The following is a 17,484-nucleotide window of genomic DNA, read 5'->3' as shown; positions in this document are numbered from 1 at the left end:
TTAGATTTTACTGCGCCAGACGTTCAGGAGGAGATTGTCGAAAATGTGACATAAGTCACCGAATTAAGGCTTTTGAAGAAAAGATGATTCAGTCAGAAAATTATCATCTTCATAACATTGCGTTATGACAGAGGTGTGTCTGGCTGCTTTTAATGCAGCAGCCAGATCTTCTGCTTATTGCTGGATTATTTCAGCGTAACAGTTTTAACGCCTTCCGAAGTACCGACCAGGGCAACGTCAGCGCCACGGTTAGCAAACAGACCGACGGTCACGACACCGGCAATATTGTTGATCTTATTTTCCATCGCGACGGCATCAAGAATGTTCAGATTATGCACGTCGAGAATCTCGTTGCCGTTATCAGTCAGCACATTCTTACGGTATTCCGGCAGACCGCCAAGTTTCACCAGCTCACGCGCCACGTAAGATCGCGCCATTGGTATGACTTCTACTGGCAGCGGGAATTTACCCAAAACATCGACCTGCTTGGACGCATCGACGATACAGATGAATTTTTTTGCAATCGCAGCAATGATTTTTTCACGAGTCAGCGCAGCGCCGCCGCCTTTGATCATCTGCATGAAGCCGTTGATTTCGTCGGCACCGTCAACGTACACATCCAGCGAATCGACTTCGTTGCTGTCGAAAACGTGAATGCCTAAGCTTTTCAGTTTTGCGGTAGAGGCATCGGAACTGGAAACCGCGCCTTCGATTTGCCCTTTGATCGAGCCGAGTGCATCAATGAAATGGGCGGCGGTGGATCCGGTACCTACACCGACGATGGTGCCCGGCGTAACGTAATCCAGTGCGGCCCAGCCGACTGCTTTCTTCAATTCTTCCTGCGTCATAATGGCTTCTCTGTCTGATAACCCGAAAGTGCCGGTGATTATAAAGCAAGTCAGGGTGATTGGGATAAACAACGCCGTCGCGAGATCACACTTATTAAGTGCAATCGTGCTGCAAACGCAAAGATTTTCATCACCACAAAACCTGACAATCTGTGGCATAGTGTTTGGATAAAATGAAATCCAAGGGACAGAACTCCGATGAAACGCCCAGATTATAGAACGTTGCAGGCACTGGACGCGGTGATCCGTGAGCGCGGTTTTGAGCGCGCGGCGCAGAAGCTTTGCATCACTCAATCGGCAGTCTCACAGCGCATTAAACAACTGGAAAACCTGTTCGGCCAGCCTTTGCTGGTGCGTACCGTGCCACCCCGTCCGACTGAACAGGGGCAAAAATTGCTGGCGCTGTTGCATCAGGTCGAACTGCTGGAAGAAGAGTGGCTGGGCAGTGACAGTAATAGCGACAGCAATGATACGCCGCTGCTGCTCTCGCTGGCGGTCAACGCCGACAGTCTCGCCACCTGGCTGTTACCAGCGCTGAAATCGGTGCTGGTCGATTCCCCTATCCGCCTGAATTTACAGGTGGAAGATGAAACACGGACGCAGGAACGTCTGCGCCGTGGTGAAGTAGTCGGTGCGGTGAGTATCCAGCCGCAACCGTTGCCGAGCTGTCTGGTTGATCAACTGGGCGCGCTCGATTACCTGTTCGTCGGTTCGAAACCGTTCGCCGACCGCTACTTCCCGAATGGCGTAACCCGCTCGGCGTTGTTAAAAGCGCCGGCGGTGGCGTTTGACCATCTCGACGATATGCATCAGGCCTTTTTACAGCAGAACTTTGATTTGTCGCCGGGCAGCGTGCCTTGTCATATCGTGAACTCGTCGGAAGCTTTCGTGCAACTGGCGCGTCAGGGCACCACCTGCTGCATGATCCCGCATCTGCAAATCGAGAAAGAGCTGGAAAGTGGCGAGCTGATCGACCTGACGCCGGGCCTGTTCCAGCGCAGGATGCTTTACTGGCACCGCTTCGCCCCGGAAAGCCGCATGATGCGTAAAGTCACCGACGCCCTGCTGGCGCACGGCCATCAGGTGTTGCGTCAGGACTGAATGACGGTCCGGCCAAAAACAAAAAACCCGCCGGAGCGGGTTTTTTCATTTCTACAGCGTCATATTTTATTTATTGCGCAGCAGGAGCGGGCGCTGGCGGCTGCAATTCAAACACCACATCAACCTGATCGTCAAAGTGAATGCTTTGCTGTTCGTAAGTCTGTGCCACATCGCTCTGGCCTGCGGCTTCGGCGGTTTTGTACATCCGCGCGACCGGCATCGGCTGGTAGTTAGCGACGTGATAGCGAATGCTGTAAACCGGCCCCAGTTTGGTGTGGAAGCCTTCAGCCAGTGATTTCGCCTGCTGCGTGGCGTTATCAATCGCTTTCTGTCGCGCTTCATCACGGAAACGATCCGGATTCGCAACGCCCAGTTCGACGGCTCGGACCTCATTCAGGCCCGATTTCAGCGCACCGTCCAGCAGTTCGTTCAGTTTATCCAGCTGACGCAACGTCACCTGCACCTGACGTACCGCACGGTAGCCTTTCAGCTGAGATGTACCATCTTTCAGGTAGTCGTATTCCGGCTGAGTGCGTAAATTCGCTGCATTAATGTCTTTCTTCTCAATGCCGTTTTTCTGCAGGAAAGCAAAGTATTCCGCCACACGCGCATCGGCCTGTTGCTTGGCGCTTGCGGCATCTTTCGCAGAGACGTTCACTTCGATCGCCAGCGTGGCAATATCTGGCGTGGCGTCAACGCTCGCCGTTCCTGAGGTCACAACGTGCGGTCCGGCAGGTAATTCTGCCGCCTGCAACGCCAGCGGTAATGTCCCTAATCCCAACATCGCTGCTACAGTCAATGCTTTCAGTTTCACAGTGCCTCCATTAATCATCAAAGATATGGCAATAAACGTATTAACTGCGAAACCGTAGCATAATCCGTTACAACAGAAACTAAGATTAGTGACAAAAACCTGTTCACCCGGCTAACTTAAAGCACGCCGGTCTGTCGTGCCAGCTGGATGGCGATGCCCCACATAATGGTGCCGACGATAAAATTGATCACCCGCTGCACTTTGCCGGTGTTCAGCCACGGCGCCAGCATGGCGGCGAGGATAGCCAGTCCGAAGAACCAGATAACCGACGCACTGACCGCGCCGAGCGCGAACCAGGAACGTTCGTCGGCATTCAGGCTGCCGCCCAGACTGCCGAGTACCACGAAGGTATCGAGATACACGTGCGGATTCAGCCAGGTGACGGCCAGCATGCTGACCACAATTTTCCAGCGGCTTTGCTTTGCCACCTCGGCCTGCGCCAGTTCAGGATTTTTGCTGAACGCCGTACGGAACGCGCCCCAGCCGTACCAAAGTAAAAACGCCACGCCGCCCCAGCTCACCAGCAGGAGTAAAAGCGGTGATTTGCTCAACAGCGCGCTACCGCCAAAGATGCCGCCACAGATGAGTGCGATGTCGCTCAGCGCGCACAATCCGGCAATCATCAAATGATACTGGCGGCGAATGCCCTGGTTCATTACAAACGCATTCTGCGGGCCAATCGGTAAAATCATTGCGGCGCTCATCGCCAGTCCTTGCAGGAAAATAGCCAGCACGTCGTCATCCTTTAAACAGTCAGTCAGAGAGAATGCGCGCAGTGTAAGGGCATTGATGGCATTAGAGGAAATGGATAATTCTAATCCCCCATTAGATTAGCTTATCACAGGGATTCATCTATTTAGGGTATGAAAAAGGCGCCCGCAGGCGCCTGAATTTTACCGGCCAGTCGCGCGTTATTCCGCGATGCCTTTGCTTTCGATTGAACGTTGTTCTTCCTGCTGGCTGGCAGCGGCATCCGCAACGCGATGCAAATGCACGTCCATCTGCGGGTAAGCGATGTTAATTTTGTTCTCGTCGAGCGCACGTTTGAAGGCTTCCAGCAGATCCCAGTAGACTTCCTGAGCATCGCCGTTGGAACTCCAGACACGTACCACAAAGTTCAGCGTGGAAGCGCCCATTTCATTCAGACGCACGGTAACGCCTTTGTCATGCTGGATGCGGTTGTCCGCCGCGATAATATCGCCCAGGACTTTTTTCACCTGATCGATATCAGATTCATAACCCACGCCTACAACGATCTCAGTACGACGGTTCGGCTCGCGTGACGTATTGATAATGTTACCGGCGATGATTTTACCGTTCGGCACCACAATCATTTTGTCATCAGGGGTACGCAACGTAGTGGAGAAAATCTGCACCTGTGTCACGGTACCGGCCACGCCGCCGAGATCGACGTATTCACCGGCACGGAACGGACGGAAGATCACCAGCAGCACGCCTGCGGCAAAGTTTGCAAGCGATCCCTGCAAGGCCAATGCTACGGCCAAACCTGCGGCACCGAGAACGGCGATGACCGATGCGGTCTGCACGCCAACGCGCCCCAGAACGGCAATCAGCGTAACGGCGATAACGGCATAACGCACCAGAGCGGCGAGGAAGTCAGACACGGTCAGATCAATACCGCGCAGTTTCATCACACGGCTGACTGCGCCGGATAATACGCGGGCAACGATCAGACCGATGATAAGAATAAAGATAGCCGCGACGATGTTGACGGCGTAATGGATCAGTAAAGCCTGATTTCTCACTAACCAGTTGCCCGCATTGTTAATGCTACCCACAACGTTCAAATCATCCATTTAATTACCCCAAAAAAATTACCCTGACGGGTTATAAGAAACCAAAGCTGCCCGGGATACGGGCAGCAACTGTGGGTTAAGGTTAACTAACAATGCGATGAAGTGCCAATTTCAGGGGCGAGATCCCAGTGAAATTAGGAATTTGCAGGGTGATTCTTCAACGGCTCTGGTGCTTTGAAAGCCTGCAACGGACCACGTCCGCTCAGCGTAAAGGCCGAGATCACGGTGAAGGTCAGCGCGATCAGGCCCAGGATCAGATAAGTACCGTGGAAACCGATTCGGTCATACATGTTCCCGGCAAACACCGACATAAACATGATTGCCACCTGTTTGAAGAAGCAGAACGTCACCAGGTAAATTGTCGCCGAGAAGCGCACTTCAAATACCGACGTGATGTACTTGAAGCAGCCGACGATTAAAAACGGGACTTCAAACATGTGCAGCGTTTTCAGCACCACCACTTCGACAGGCGAAGAGGCGAAGGAAGAGCCGATGATGCGCACAGACATGATTGCTCCCGCCAGCAACAGCGCATTTTTGCCCCCGATACGGTTCACGATAAGCGGCGCGAAGAACATGATGCAGGCGTTCAGCAACTCGCCCATGGTGGTGACGTAACCGAAGACGCGCGTGCCTTCAGAAGAGGAAGCAAAGAACGAAGTGAAGAAGTTAGCAAACTGCTGATCGAAAACATCATAGGTGCAGGAAACACCGATCACGTACAACGCCAGGAACCACAGTTTGCGGTCTTTCAGCAGCTCAAGGGCAATTTTCAGGCTGAAGGGTTTGGTATTCGCGCCCAGATCGTTTGCCACCCGCGCACTGGAGGTCACTTCCGGTTTGGCGATCAGCAACAGAATGGCGAGGATCACCGCACAGCCAGAGCCGAGCCAGAATACAAACTCGTTGTTAATGGTAAACATGATGCCGACCACCGACGCGCACAGCGCCCAGCCAACGCAGCCGAACATCCGCGCGCGGCCAAATTCGAAGCTGCTGCGACGGCTGACTTTTTCGATATAGGCTTCAATCGCTGGCGCACCGGCGTTGTAAATCAGGCCGAGATAGATCCCGCCGACTATTGATCCCAGATAGATATTTACTTTCAGCAACGGGCCGAACACGTAGATAAAGAACGGCGCAAACAGCACCAGCATCCCGGTGATGATCCACAGCAGATGCTTTTTCAGTCCCAGCTTATCCGAGAGCAAACCAAATACCGGCTGGAAGAGTAATGAGAACAGCGAAATACTGGCGAAGATAATCCCGGTATCGCTTTTGCTGATCTGATTAATGTCGTGCAGCCAGATCGGGAAGAACGGGAAATAGGCTCCCATGATGAAAAAGTAGAAAAAGAAGAACAGCCCGAACATCCAGAAATTGGTATTTTTCATGTAATTCATTTGCAGTTTCCTTGCGACTGAATGCTGCGCCGCAGCGGATTAACGCCGCGGCGCGGGATATCAGGATCGTTTCCAGGTGAAGGCGTAATGGTAATGACCGGCAGTCAGCAGGAAGTCCGGGCTGACGCTCGGGCTCCATGAATCATCGCCGCCGACGCCCATATGGAAGCCGTCGATGTTCAGCCATGTGCCCTGCTCTGCGCGCAACAGGTGACGGTGGCTGGTGTCCATCAGCTGTTGCAGGCTGTAGCGGCTCAGGCCAAAGTGGAAATCGCCACGCAGTTGCCACCCGGCGTAATCCAGTTCACGGGTATCACCGCGCAGGCCGTTTTCCGTCGGGAAGACGTAAGGCGTGTAGAGCTCTGCCAGTGGCAACGTCCAGCGGCCATGTTGCGCGGCCAGACGGCGGTCCGGATAGTTCTCATGCGGCCCCAGCCCCAGCCAGCTGACGTTTTCTGCGGTGTCCGCCAGCTGGCAAGTCATACCGATGCGCCCCGGAGACGGCACGTTAGAGGCCACGCGCACATTCACGTCGATGTGCAATTCGCCCTGATTATCAATACGGTAAACCTTGTTGCTCAGCACACGGGTTTCATCATCTGCAAGGAAAGCGTGCCTGGCGACAATGATCACGCGATCTTCTAACTGATCGGCGATCACGCTCAGCGTGCGCGATTCGAGCTGATACATCCCGGCGGCTTTCCAGCGTTCCACCCACGCATTCGGATCGATGCGGGTGACTTCACTGACGCCGATATCGTTATCCACCGGCGCACGTACAAACTGATCGCGTAACGCAGAAAGCAGACGCGGCGTTTTGCCATCAAACCACTGTTCCAGCAAACCGGTCTGCTTACTGAACTCCCAGCGCTGCATGCCGTGCATGACAAAAATCTGATCGCCCTGCACATCGAGAACCGGCGCAGCGGCGGTGATTTTTTCCGGCACTGGCAGGCTCAGCGCCTGCGGCAGTTGCCACTGATCCCACGCACTGCGATGTCCGGCTTCTGACCACGCCGTCGACTGCGGCTGATGCACGGCAACGTTCAGCCATAAATCCCCTTTTGCCTGCGGGATCTCCCCCAATTCCAGCGTTTGCGTACCGTTCGGCGAGATGTTTAATACGGCTTCACCCTGTGAAACCACTTCGCCGTCTTGCTCAATGCGCCAGACCAGTTGCTCGTTATCGCTGTGGCGGAACAGGTATTCGCTTTGAATTTGCAGCGTCAGGGGCGCGGTGCTAAGCAGTGAGAACTGGAAGAACTGCTGTGCGCGCTGGGCTTCAAACAGCGACGGATGCGGCGTGCGGTCTGCGAACACCAAACCGTTCATGCAGAACTGACGGTCGTTCGGCGTATCGCCAAAATCACCGCCGTAAGCCATATAACGCTCACCGTCTTCGCCGGTACGCAGCAAGCTCTGATCCACCCAGTCCCAGACAAATCCGCCCTGCAAACGCGGGAACTGGCGGAAGGCTTTCCAATATTTATCGAAACCACCAAAGCTGTTGCCCATCGCGTGGGCGTACTCGCAGAGGATCAGCGGACGCGTTTCGTCCGGCATGCTGATCCACTTTTTGATAGACCATTTCGGCACCGCCGGGAACGGCTGATCCTGCTCCACGCGGGAATACATCGGGCAGATAATGTCGGTCGCCGCGCTGTTTGCGCCACCACCTTCATACTGCACCGGACGGGTCGGATCGACAGATTTGATCCAGCGGTACATGGCGTCATGGTTCGCCCCGTGGCCGGATTCGTTACCCAATGACCAGATGATGATGCACGGATGGTTGCGATCGCGTTGAACCATGCGGGTGACGCGCTCGCTGAAGGCGTTGAACCAGACGGGATCGTCTGACAGACGGTTCATCGGTTGCATGCCGTGGGTTTCGATATTGGCTTCATCCACCACGTACAGGCCGTATTCATCGCAAAGGCGGTACCACAGCGGATGGTTCGGGTAATGCGAACAGCGCACTGCATTAAAGTTGTGTTGTTTCATCAGCACGATGTCACGGCGCATGGTCGCTTCATCCATCACCTGACCGTTTTCAGGATGATGTTCATGGCGGTTTGTTCCGCGGATCAGCACCGGCTGGCCATTCACTTTGAGCAGGCCGTTGCTGATTTCTACCTGACGGAACCCGACGTTGCAGGCTTCAGCTTCAATGACCTCACCGTCTGGCGAAAGCAGGGAAATCACCGCGCGATAAAGCGCAGGCTGTTCAGCACTCCATAACGCAGGCTGGCTGACCGGCAGGCGCACGGTGGTTTTATCGAACGCATTGCCGCGCTCATCGATGATGTCACTGCCGAGCGGCTGCGTATGTTCTGCGATTGCGTTGTCGCCCTGCCAGAGCTGGACGCGAACCTGATAATCCTCCGCCGTATCCGTTGGTACGGCGGCACTGACCTGCACTTCCAGTTCGGCCTGCGTGAAACCGTGGAACAGATGTGTGCGCACCTGATAATCGGTGATCTGCTCCGCTGGTTTGTGCATCAGCGTGACGTCGCGGAAAATCCCGCTCATGCGCCACATATCCTGATCTTCCAGATAGCTGCCGTCGCTCCAGCGCAGCACCATCACCGCCAGACGGTTTTCGCCCACGCGCAGCACGCCGCTGAGGTCGAATTCCGCCGGCAGACGGCTGTCCTGCGAATAACCGATCCACTGACCGTTACACCACAGATAGAACGCAGAGTTGACGCCGTTGAACACAATGCGCGTCTGCCCGCTGTTCAGCCAGGCGCTATCCATGCCCACTGTGAGCGAGTAACAACCGGTGGGGTTTTCTTCCGGTACAAACGGCGGGTTCACCGGGATAGGGTACTGAACGTTGGTATAAATCGGCGCGTCGTAACCTGCCAGCTGCCAGTTAGACGGCACCTGAACCCGGTCAGCACCGGACAGATCCTGTTGCAACCACTGTTCAGGCACGGCTTCCGGACGGGGGAAATAGCTGAACCCCCACTCGCCGTTCAGGGAGCGAAGACTGGAGGATGGATGATTTTCTCTGGCTTCGGCGCTATTACGCCAGCTGTTGAAAGGCGGATGCGCCGCGAGGCGGTTGACCTGCGTCGATGCCGGTTTTTCCCAGTCACGACGGGCCAGAAACACGGCCAGCGATGACAGTTTTTCGTCCCCTGATGTACTCATCGTTTATCCTCTGCAAAATTGTTATGCGCTCACAATATAAATAAAGATGCGTAACACGAAGCAGTAAGTAAAGCGAAGGGAAGCAGGAAAGGGACGCGGATCACAGATTCCGCGTCAGTACGTTCTGATTTTGAGAATTATAGCGCGCTGAGCTGTCGCGCAATTCGGATCAACTCCTGGGACAATGCTTCCTGTGAAACAGGCGTTTCACCGGGCGTCGCCGTAGTGTGGCGCTCTACCAGAGAGGTCGGCAGTAACAGAGATGAGCGGCGACGATCGCCGTGGGTGTGCAGGTGATCGACCAGACGGTTGACGCTTTCATGCCCGAGCAGGCGGAAATCCTGTTTGATGGTGGTCAGCGGCGGAAAGAAAAACGCGCTGTCTTCAGTATCATCATACCCGATGACCGAGATTTGCTCCGGCACGCGCAGGCCATACTCATGTACCGCACGTAAAACGCCGAGCGCCATCTGATCGTTGGCGACCAAAATCGCGCCAGGCCGCACAGGCTGGTTCAGTAATAACAATGCCTGCTGGTAACCGGATGCCGCGCTCCAGTCGCCGTGCTGGACCGCACAGGGCGTCACAGCATGTTTTGCCAGTGTCTCCAGCCAGCCTTCATAACGCAGGCGTGCAGAAATGGATTCGAGCGGACCGGTCAGTAATGCAATTTGCTGATGCCCGAGCGCCAGCAGATGCTCCACGCCCTGCTCTGCCCCGCAGTGCGGATCGAACAAAATTTTGAACACGTCAGCCTGAGGATCGACATCCAGAAACAGCGCCGGTAAGTTGCCGCACATCTGTGCTATTGCATCGGCACTGTCGTTGGACAGCGGCACGTTGATCAGCACGCCATCGACGCGTTGCGACATCAGCTCGCTCACCGCCGCGCGGCAGGCAGACAAGCTCAGGTTATCCGTCATCGAAATCACGACGTTAAAGCCTAACTGATTGGCGCGGGTTTTCACCGCCGAGGCAATTTGCGAAGGTGCATGAAGTGCCAGTTCGGTGGTCGCCAGCCCCAGCGTGTAGCTTTGTTTACCCGCCAGTTGCTGCGCGACGCGGTTCGGCACATAGTTCAGCGCTGCCATCGCCTTCTCGACTTTATCGCGCGTCTTGGTCGAGACGTGCGCCGCCTGATTCAGCACGCGGGACACGGTCTGATAAGACACACCGGCGTGGCGCGCCACATCATCGAGGGTGACAGATTTTGGCTTCATGGCTCTCTCTTCGGGGTTCATGCGGGAACGCGCAGGACGGACTATTGTGGCCGGAAAGCAAACAATAAAAAAGGGGCCGAAGCCCCTTTGGTTACGATCCTCACATTCCGGTGGTCAAGCACCAGAAGGACAAGAATTACAGTACGTCGATCGCGTTCAGTTCTTTGAATGCCAGTTCCAGGCGAGTCACCATGGAAGTCTGAGCAGAACGCAGCCATACGCGTGGGTCATAGAATTTCTTGTTAGGTTTGTCCGCGCCTTCCGGGTTACCCAACTGACCTTGCAGGTAAGCTTCGTTTTTCTTGTAGAACTGCAGAATACCGTCCCAGTTTGCCCATTGGGTGTCGGTATCGATGTTCATTTTGATAACACCGTAACCTACAGATTCTTTGATTTCTGCTGCAGTAGAACCAGAACCGCCGTGGAACACGAAGTTCAGGCTGTTGTGTGGCAGGTTGTGTTTCTTGCAAACGTATTCCTGAGAATCGCGCAGAATCGTTGGAGTCAGTTTAACGTTACCTGGTTTGTACACGCCGTGTACGTTACCGAATGACGCAGCGATAGTGAAACGCGGGCTGATTGCGTTCAGTTTTTCGTATGCGTAATCAACGTCTTGTGGCTGAGTGTACAGCGCAGAAGCGTCCATATGGCTGTTGTCTACGCCATCTTCTTCACCACCAGTACAACCGAGTTCGATTTCCAGAGTCATATCGAGTTTTGCCATGCGAGCTAAGTACTTGCTGCAAATTTCGATGTTTTCTTCCAGAGATTCTTCAGACAGGTCGATCATGTGAGAAGAGAACAGTGGTTTACCTGTTTTGGCGAAGTGAGCTTCACCCGCGTCCAGCAGACCGTCGATCCATGGCAGCAATTTTTTCGCGCAATGGTCGGTGTGCAGGATGACTGGCACGCCGTAATGTTCTGCCATCTGATGCACATGATGTGCGCCAGAGATTGCACCCAGGATTGCAGCGCCTTGTGGCACGTCAGTTTTCAGGCCTTTACCTGCGATGAACGCAGCGCCGCCGTTAGAGAACTGAACGATAACCGGGGAACGGACTTTCGCAGCAGCTTCGAGAACGGCGTTGATTGAGTCGGTGCCTACGCAGTTAACCGCTGGCAGAGCAAATTTGTTTTCTTTAGCAACAGCGAAAACTTTCTGTACATCATCACCAGTGATAACGCCTGGTTTTACGAAATCAAAAATTTTAGACATAGTTCTTTGTCCTGTATTCGTCGGCCGTAGATGGATTGAATCGGTTTGCTATGTCGCGCGAGTTCCACTGTGCAGCCCCTCGCGCGGCAAAGAAGAACAGGAAACCCTATGCTTCCTGTTCAGGGTTCATTACTTCTTAGCACGCTCTTCCAGCATCACAACCGCTGGCAGTGCTTTCCCTTCAACGAACTCGAGGAATGCGCCACCGCCAGTGGAGATATAGGAAATTTTGTCAGCGATACCGAACAGGTCGATAGCCGCTAAGGTGTCGCCGCCGCCTGCGATAGAGAAACCTTCGCTGTCAGCAATGGCCTGCGCCACAATTTCGGTTCCTCTGCGGAAGTTAGGGAACTCGAACACGCCTACCGGGCCATTCCAAAGAATGGTTTTGGCGTTTTTGATAATCTCAGCCAGGCGGTAAGCAGACTCGTCGCCCATGTCGAGAATTTGTTCGTCATCTTTGATGTCTTTAACAGACTTCACGGTAGCGACGGCAGTTTCAGAGAACTCAGTGGCCACGCGAACGTCTGTAGGAACAGGAATATCGCAGGTTTCCAGCAATTTGCTTGCTGTATCAACCAGATCCGCTTCGTACAGGGATTTACCCACGTTGTTACCTTGTGCAGCAACGAAGGTGTTCGCAATACCACCGCCAACGATCAGCTGGTCAGCGATTTTGGACAGGGAATCCAGAACGGTAAGTTTGGTAGACACTTTAGAACCACCAACGATCGCCACCATCGGACGCGCCGGGTTACCCAGTGCTTTGCCCAGTGCTTCCAGCTCAGCTGACAGCAGAGGACCCGCACAGGCGATTGGAGCAAATTTGCCGACGCCGTGGGTAGAAGCTTGTGCGCGATGCGCCGTACCGAATGCGTCCATCACATAGATGTCACACAGGGCAGCATATTTTTTGGACAGCGCTTCGTCGTCTTTCTTTTCGCCTTTGTTAAAGCGAACGTTTTCCAGAACAACCAGCTCGCCTTCTGCAACTTCAACGCCATCAAGGTAATCTTTCGCCAGACGAACTGGAGATTTCAGATGTTCTTTCAGGTAGTTAACAACAGGCAGCAGAGAAAACTCTTCGTTATATTCGCCTTCAGTCGGACGACCCAGATGCGAGGTAACCATCACGCGTGCACCCTGTTTCAGGGCAGTTTCGATGGTAGGTAAAGAAGCGCGGATACGTGCATCTGACGTTACTTTGCCATCTTTAACCGGCACGTTGAGATCCGCACGGATCAATACGCGCTTACCTGCTAAATCCAGATCGCTCATCTTAATAACAGACATGGTGAATCCTCTCGTTGATTCTCTTTAAAGTTGCTTGAAGGCGGTTTCGGCCAGAGAGGCCGCAACAACCGTACTAGAAACCGCTAGCGGACATTGCCAATGTTGTATCCAACATTCGGTTAGCAAAACCCCACTCGTTATCGCACCAGACCAGTGTTTTTATCAGGTGCTTTCCACTTACCCGCGTCTGCGTTCCATCTACAATGGCGCTGTGGGGATCATGGTTAAAATCTGTCGAGACTAATGGTAGTTCGGTATAGTCAACTATACCACGAAAAGAGCCCGTTGCGGCCTTTTGCAGCAGCTGGTTCACCTCGTCGACCGTGACCGAACCCTCGACAAATACGCTCAAATCAATGGCGGTGACATTGATAGTCGGCACACGCACAGAGATCGCTTCAAAGCGATCGCAGAACTTAGGCATGATGCGCGTGATCCCTGCGGCAAGCTTGGTATCGACCGGAATAATGGACTGACTGGCGGCGCGCGTACGGCGTAAATCGGCGTGGTAGGCGTCGATTACCGGCTGGTCATTCATCGAAGAGTGGATGGTCGTTACGGTGCCGGACTCAATGCCGTAGGCATCGTCGAGCAGCTTGATCACAGGGATAATACAATTGGTGGTGCAGGACGCATTGGACACAATGCGGTGCTGGCGCTCGAGCAACTGGTGGTTCACACCGTACACCACGGTGGCGTCAAGATCGTGACCGCCCGGATGCGCGAACAGAATTTTTTTGGCTCCGGCCTCAAGCTGAGTTTCGCCGTCTGCGCGGCTACCGTAAACGCCTGTGCAATCGAGCACGACATCAATACTCAGCTCGCCCCAAGGCAGCTGGCTGGCATCAGGTTGATGGAATAATCGGATGGAGTCATCGCCGACGTAAAGGTTTTCACCTTCCTGGCGGACATCCCAGGCGAAGCGCCCGTGGCTGGAGTCGTATTTAAGCAGATGGGCCATGCCTTCGGGGCTGGCAATTTCATTGATAGCGATAACGGAGATTTCCGCCCGACGCCCGGATTCGTATAACGCGCGCAATACGCTACGGCCAATGCGACCAAAGCCATTAATTGCAATACGTATTGGCATACTTCTCCCTGTTACACGGTTGTTACTCAAAATCAGTAACACCTATAGTAATGCAGCGTGCGTTTACGGTGAATAACCATCATCATCGGTACGCACGAAACGTGCCGCAGAAAATTTTTCTTTTCCTACACGTTAACTACGTGGTGACGACGATAAGCTCAAATCGCCTGACTGAAACGGTTCAGCTGAGAATAAACGAAACTATGTCTAAAAGGAATAATTCCAGGAATTTCACCGTACGAATCGCTTCGATCGCTTAAAAAAACACCATGCAAATCCGTGCGTTCACAGTGATTTTACTTTTTCATCACGTTTCAGACAGTGATTCCTCTCAAAAACCGAAAGATTAAAACAGTTTCAGAATGATGCGAGTGTAACGAGGATCGCCTGTGAAGGGTTTGACCTGTGTCATTTAGCAAGGAAACTGCAAGCCTGCTCATGGTATCAGGATGTAAAAAAAAGCACCCGAAGGTGCTTTTGAGATCCACTGGAGAAGGGAATTACTTCAACAACGACTGTGCTTGCGCAACCACGTTATCAACAGTGAAACCGAACTCTTTGAACAGCAGGTCTGCCGGAGCTGACTCGCCGAAGCTGTGCATGCCGACGATAGCGCCGTTCAGGCCAACGTATTTGAACCAGTAGTCAGCGATACCCGCTTCCACCGCAACGCGCGCGGAAACAGCTTTTGGCAGGACGGATTCACGGTAAGCCGCGTCCTGTTTGTCGAAGGCGTCGGTAGACGGCATGGAGACAACGCGCACTTTAGTGCCTGCTGCAGCCAGTTTGTCTGCGGCTTCTACGGTGATACCCACTTCTGAACCGGTCGCGATCAGGATAACTTCAGGCGTACCCTCGCAATCTTTCAGAATGTAACCACCGCGCGCCACGTTTGCCAGCTGCTCAGCAGTACGTGGTTGCTGGGTCAGGTTCTGACGAGAGAAGATCAGGGTAACCGGCCCGTCATTACGTTCGATTGCGTATTTCCACGCTACCGCAGATTCAACCTGGTCAGCCGGACGCCATGTGCTCATGTTTGGCGTGACGCGCAGGCTGGCGATTTGCTCAACCGGCTGGTGCGTCGGGCCGTCTTCGCCCAGACCGATGGAGTCATGGGTGTACACGAACACGTTGCGGATCTTCATCAGAGCCGCCATACGCACGGCGTTACGCGCATATTCGACGAACATCAGGAAGGTCGCAGAGTACGGCAGGAAACCACCGTGCAGCGCGATACCGTTGGTGATCGCAGTCATACCGAATTCACGCACGCCGTAATGGATATAGTTACCCGCCTTATCGTCGCCGATAGACTTGGAACCAGACCACATAGTCAGGTTGCTTGGTGCCAGGTCAGCAGACCCGCCCAGGAATTCTGGTAAGACTTTACCGAATGCTTCCAGCGCATTCTGAGATGCTTTACGGCTGGCGATGTTGGCAGGATTTGCCTGCAACTCTTCGATAAATTTCTGTGCGCCCGCTTCCCAGTTAGCTGGCAGCTCGCCGTTCACACGACGTTTGAACTCTTTTGCCAGTTCAGGATGTGCTTTGGCATAGGCCGCGAATTTCTCGTCCCATGCTGCTTCTTTCGCTTTGCCGACTTCTTTCGCATCCCACTGTGCGTAGATATCTTGTGGAATTTCAAACGCAGCATATTTCCAGCCCAGTTTTTCACGGGTGGCGGCGACTTCATCTGCGCCCAGCGCGGCACCGTGCACATCGTGCGTACCGGCTTTGTTCGGCGAACCGAAACCGATCACGGTTTTGCACATCAGCAGGGAAGGTTTGTCGGTGACGTTATGTGCTTCTTCGATAGCGGCTTTGATAGCGTCAGGATTGTGACCGTCAACGCCACGGACGACGTGCCAGCCATAGGCTTCGAAACGTTTAGCGGTGTCATCGGTGAACCAGCCTTCAACGTGGCCATCGATGGAAATGCCGTTGTCATCATAAAACGCGGTCAGTTTGCCGAGTTTCAAGGTACCGGCCAGTGAACACACTTCGTGAGAAATGCCTTCCATCATGCAACCATCCCCCAGGAAAGCGTAGGTCTGGTGGTTAACGATGTCGTGGCCTGGTTTGTTGAACTGCGCAGCCAGCGTGCGTTCTGCAATAGCAAAACCAATGGCGTTCGCGATACCCTGACCCAGCGGGCCGGTCGTGGTTTCAACGCCAGCGGTATAACCGTATTCCGGGTGGCCTGGGGTTTTGGAGTGCAGCTGACGGAAATTTGCCAGTTCGCTGATTGGCAGATCATAGCCTGTGAGGTGCAGTAGGCTGTAAATCAGCATGGAACCATGACCATTGGACAGCACGAAGCGGTCGCGGTCAGCCCAGTTTGGGTTTGTCGGGTTATGGTTCAGGTAGTCACGCCACAGGACTTCGGCAATGTCAGCCATGCCCATAGGGGCGCCAGGGTGGCCGGAATTCGCTTTCTGCACGGCATCCATACTAAGTGCGCGGATTGCGTTCGCAAGCTCTTTACGAGAGGACATGTTCTACTCCAGGTCGGATTAATAAAGCAGTCAAGGAAGTCATTTTCTCAGACTCGGCATTAAATCGGCAATCTATAATCACTCACGTGATGAAGTTCACAGAATACGCTTTTAAATCAGTGCGTTTTTTCGGACTTACACTATAGATCGGGCACTGCGAAAATCCTACCTTAACGCTATTCTTACAATGACAGCCTTTTTCAGGCTGCATTGACTGATTTTTTCACTTTCTCTGGGAACCTGAATTGATGAAATTTCATCCTGTAATGTTGAGCCTGCTGGCCACCACTCTGGTGAGCGGTTGTGCAACAGTAAATACCGATACCTTAATGCAATCCGGCGCGCAGGCTTATCAGGCGTATACCCTGAGCGACGCTGATGTGAAAACCCTCAGCGTTCAGTCGTGCGAAGAGATGGATAAAAAAGCGCAAATCGCGCCGGACAGCAGCGAGTATGCGCAGCGTCTGAAAAAAATCTCTGCCGCGCTGGGCGATAACATCAACGGCACACCGGCCAACTACAAGGTCTACGTGACCAAAGACGTCAACGCCTGGGCAATGGCCAACGGGTGTATCCGCGTCTACAGTGGCCTGATGGATATGATGAACGACAACGAAGTCGAAGGCGTGCTCGGCCACGAAATGGGCCACGTCGCCCTCGGCCATACCCGCAAAGCCATGCAGGTGGCGTACAGCGCAACGGCGGCACGCTCAGCAATTTCCTCACTCGGCGGCGTCAGCGCTACGCTGTCACAGTCGCAGCTGGCGGATCTGGGCGAGAAATACGTGAATGCCCAATTCTCCCAAAAGCAGGAATCCCAAGCCGACGATTACTCTTTCGACCTGCTGAAAAAACGCGGCATCGATCCGACCGGTCTGGCGACCAGCTTCGATAAACTGGCGAAACTGGATCAGGGAAGCAGCATCGGCTGGTTTGACGATCACCCATCGTCAGAAGCTCGTGCCAAACATATTCGCGAGCGTATCGCCGCCGGGAAATAATCAATTAAGAGATGCGTCACCGGCGCA

At 53.8% G+C, this 17,484-nt stretch carries 13 protein-coding genes; 2 read left to right on the top strand and 11 right to left on the bottom strand.

What is annotated here, in order from left to right:
• Window positions 1-185: 185 nt before the first annotated feature.
• Window positions 186-848, bottom strand: a complete 663-nt coding sequence (gene rpiA / locus TU92_RS01385) for a ribose-5-phosphate isomerase RpiA (RefSeq protein ID WP_112164188.1) — start codon at window positions 846-848, stop codon at window positions 186-188.
• 198 nt (window positions 849-1,046) lie between these two features.
• Here rpiA and TU92_RS01380 point away from each other — a divergent pair, with 198 nt between their 5' ends.
• Window positions 1,047-1,949, top strand: coding sequence for a LysR family transcriptional regulator ArgP (locus TU92_RS01380; RefSeq protein ID WP_056773177.1), 903 nt, complete (start codon window positions 1,047-1,049; stop codon window positions 1,947-1,949).
• A 70-nt stretch (window positions 1,950-2,019) separates the two neighbouring features.
• Here the strand turns inward: TU92_RS01380 and TU92_RS01375 are convergent, their stop codons facing one another.
• From TU92_RS01375 to tkt, 10 genes are all read right to left on the bottom strand, one after another.
• Entirely contained in the window at window positions 2,020-2,763 is a 744-nt protein-coding gene (locus tag TU92_RS01375; RefSeq protein WP_112164187.1) for an oxidative stress defense protein, read from the bottom strand.
• A 116-nt stretch (window positions 2,764-2,879) separates the two neighbouring features.
• The gene (argO, locus tag TU92_RS01370; protein WP_112164186.1) at window positions 2,880-3,497 is read right to left on the bottom strand and encodes an arginine exporter ArgO; all 618 of its coding nucleotides are present in this window, start codon (window positions 3,495-3,497) and stop codon (window positions 2,880-2,882) included.
• 177 nt (window positions 3,498-3,674) lie between these two features.
• Window positions 3,675-4,580, bottom strand: a complete 906-nt coding sequence (gene mscS / locus TU92_RS01365) for a small-conductance mechanosensitive channel MscS (protein ID WP_112164185.1) — start codon at window positions 4,578-4,580, stop codon at window positions 3,675-3,677.
• 134 nt (window positions 4,581-4,714) lie between these two features.
• A complete protein-coding gene (locus TU92_RS01360) occupies window positions 4,715-5,983 on the bottom strand; it encodes an MFS transporter (RefSeq protein ID WP_112164184.1) in 1,269 nt (422 codons plus the stop codon).
• A 60-nt stretch (window positions 5,984-6,043) separates the two neighbouring features.
• On the bottom strand, window positions 6,044-9,142 hold the full coding sequence (locus TU92_RS01355) for a beta-galactosidase (RefSeq protein ID WP_112164183.1): 3,099 nt from the start codon (window positions 9,140-9,142) through the stop codon (window positions 6,044-6,046).
• A gap of 137 nt (window positions 9,143-9,279) precedes the next feature.
• Complete coding sequence (locus TU92_RS01350; RefSeq protein ID WP_112164182.1) at window positions 9,280-10,362, bottom strand: LacI family DNA-binding transcriptional regulator; 1,083 nt, start codon at window positions 10,360-10,362, stop codon at window positions 9,280-9,282.
• Between the two features lie 136 nt (window positions 10,363-10,498).
• Complete coding sequence (gene fbaA / locus TU92_RS01345) at window positions 10,499-11,578, bottom strand: class II fructose-bisphosphate aldolase (RefSeq protein ID WP_112164181.1); 1,080 nt, start codon at window positions 11,576-11,578, stop codon at window positions 10,499-10,501.
• Between the two features lie 129 nt (window positions 11,579-11,707).
• Window positions 11,708-12,871, bottom strand: a complete 1,164-nt coding sequence (pgk, locus tag TU92_RS01340) for a phosphoglycerate kinase (RefSeq protein ID WP_112164180.1) — start codon at window positions 12,869-12,871, stop codon at window positions 11,708-11,710.
• Between the two features lie 73 nt (window positions 12,872-12,944).
• The gene (epd, locus tag TU92_RS01335) at window positions 12,945-13,961 is read right to left on the bottom strand and encodes an erythrose-4-phosphate dehydrogenase (protein ID WP_112164179.1); all 1,017 of its coding nucleotides are present in this window, start codon (window positions 13,959-13,961) and stop codon (window positions 12,945-12,947) included.
• A gap of 500 nt (window positions 13,962-14,461) precedes the next feature.
• Window positions 14,462-16,456, bottom strand: a complete 1,995-nt coding sequence (gene tkt / locus TU92_RS01330) for a transketolase (protein ID WP_112164178.1) — start codon at window positions 16,454-16,456, stop codon at window positions 14,462-14,464.
• Between the two features lie 248 nt (window positions 16,457-16,704).
• On the opposite strand from tkt, the gene loiP reads away from it, so the two are divergent.
• Window positions 16,705-17,457, top strand: coding sequence for a metalloprotease LoiP (gene loiP, locus TU92_RS01325; RefSeq protein WP_112164177.1), 753 nt, complete (start codon window positions 16,705-16,707; stop codon window positions 17,455-17,457).
• Window positions 17,458-17,484 lie beyond the last annotated feature (27 nt).

The sequence above is a fragment of the Rahnella inusitata genome (assembly GCF_003263515.1).
In the GTDB taxonomy this organism is placed as follows: domain Bacteria; phylum Pseudomonadota; class Gammaproteobacteria; order Enterobacterales; family Enterobacteriaceae; genus Rahnella; species Rahnella inusitata.
This window is presented reverse-complemented; position numbering and strand designations above follow the sequence as displayed.

Excerpts from the sequence above, each read along its gene's own strand:
- rpiA (WP_112164188.1), bottom strand. The coding sequence starts at position 848 with ATGACGCAGGAAGAATTGAAGAAAGCAGTCGGCTGGGCCGCACTGGAT.
- TU92_RS01380 (WP_056773177.1), top strand. The coding sequence starts at position 1,047 with ATGAAACGCCCAGATTATAGAACGTTGCAGGCACTGGACGCGGTGATC.
- mscS (WP_112164185.1), bottom strand. The coding sequence starts at position 4,580 with ATGGATGATTTGAACGTTGTGGGTAGCATTAACAATGCGGGCAACTGG.
- TU92_RS01360 (WP_112164184.1), bottom strand. The coding sequence starts at position 5,983 with ATGAATTACATGAAAAATACCAATTTCTGGATGTTCGGGCTGTTCTTC.
- TU92_RS01355 (WP_112164183.1), bottom strand. The coding sequence starts at position 9,142 with ATGAGTACATCAGGGGACGAAAAACTGTCATCGCTGGCCGTGTTTCTG.
- TU92_RS01350 (WP_112164182.1), bottom strand. The coding sequence starts at position 10,362 with ATGAAGCCAAAATCTGTCACCCTCGATGATGTGGCGCGCCACGCCGGT.
- fbaA (WP_112164181.1), bottom strand. The coding sequence starts at position 11,578 with ATGTCTAAAATTTTTGATTTCGTAAAACCAGGCGTTATCACTGGTGAT.
- pgk (WP_112164180.1), bottom strand. The coding sequence starts at position 12,871 with ATGTCTGTTATTAAGATGAGCGATCTGGATTTAGCAGGTAAGCGCGTA.
- epd (WP_112164179.1), bottom strand. The coding sequence starts at position 13,961 with ATGCCAATACGTATTGCAATTAATGGCTTTGGTCGCATTGGCCGTAGC.
- tkt (WP_112164178.1), bottom strand. The coding sequence starts at position 16,456 with ATGTCCTCTCGTAAAGAGCTTGCGAACGCAATCCGCGCACTTAGTATG.
- loiP (WP_112164177.1), top strand. The coding sequence starts at position 16,705 with ATGAAATTTCATCCTGTAATGTTGAGCCTGCTGGCCACCACTCTGGTG.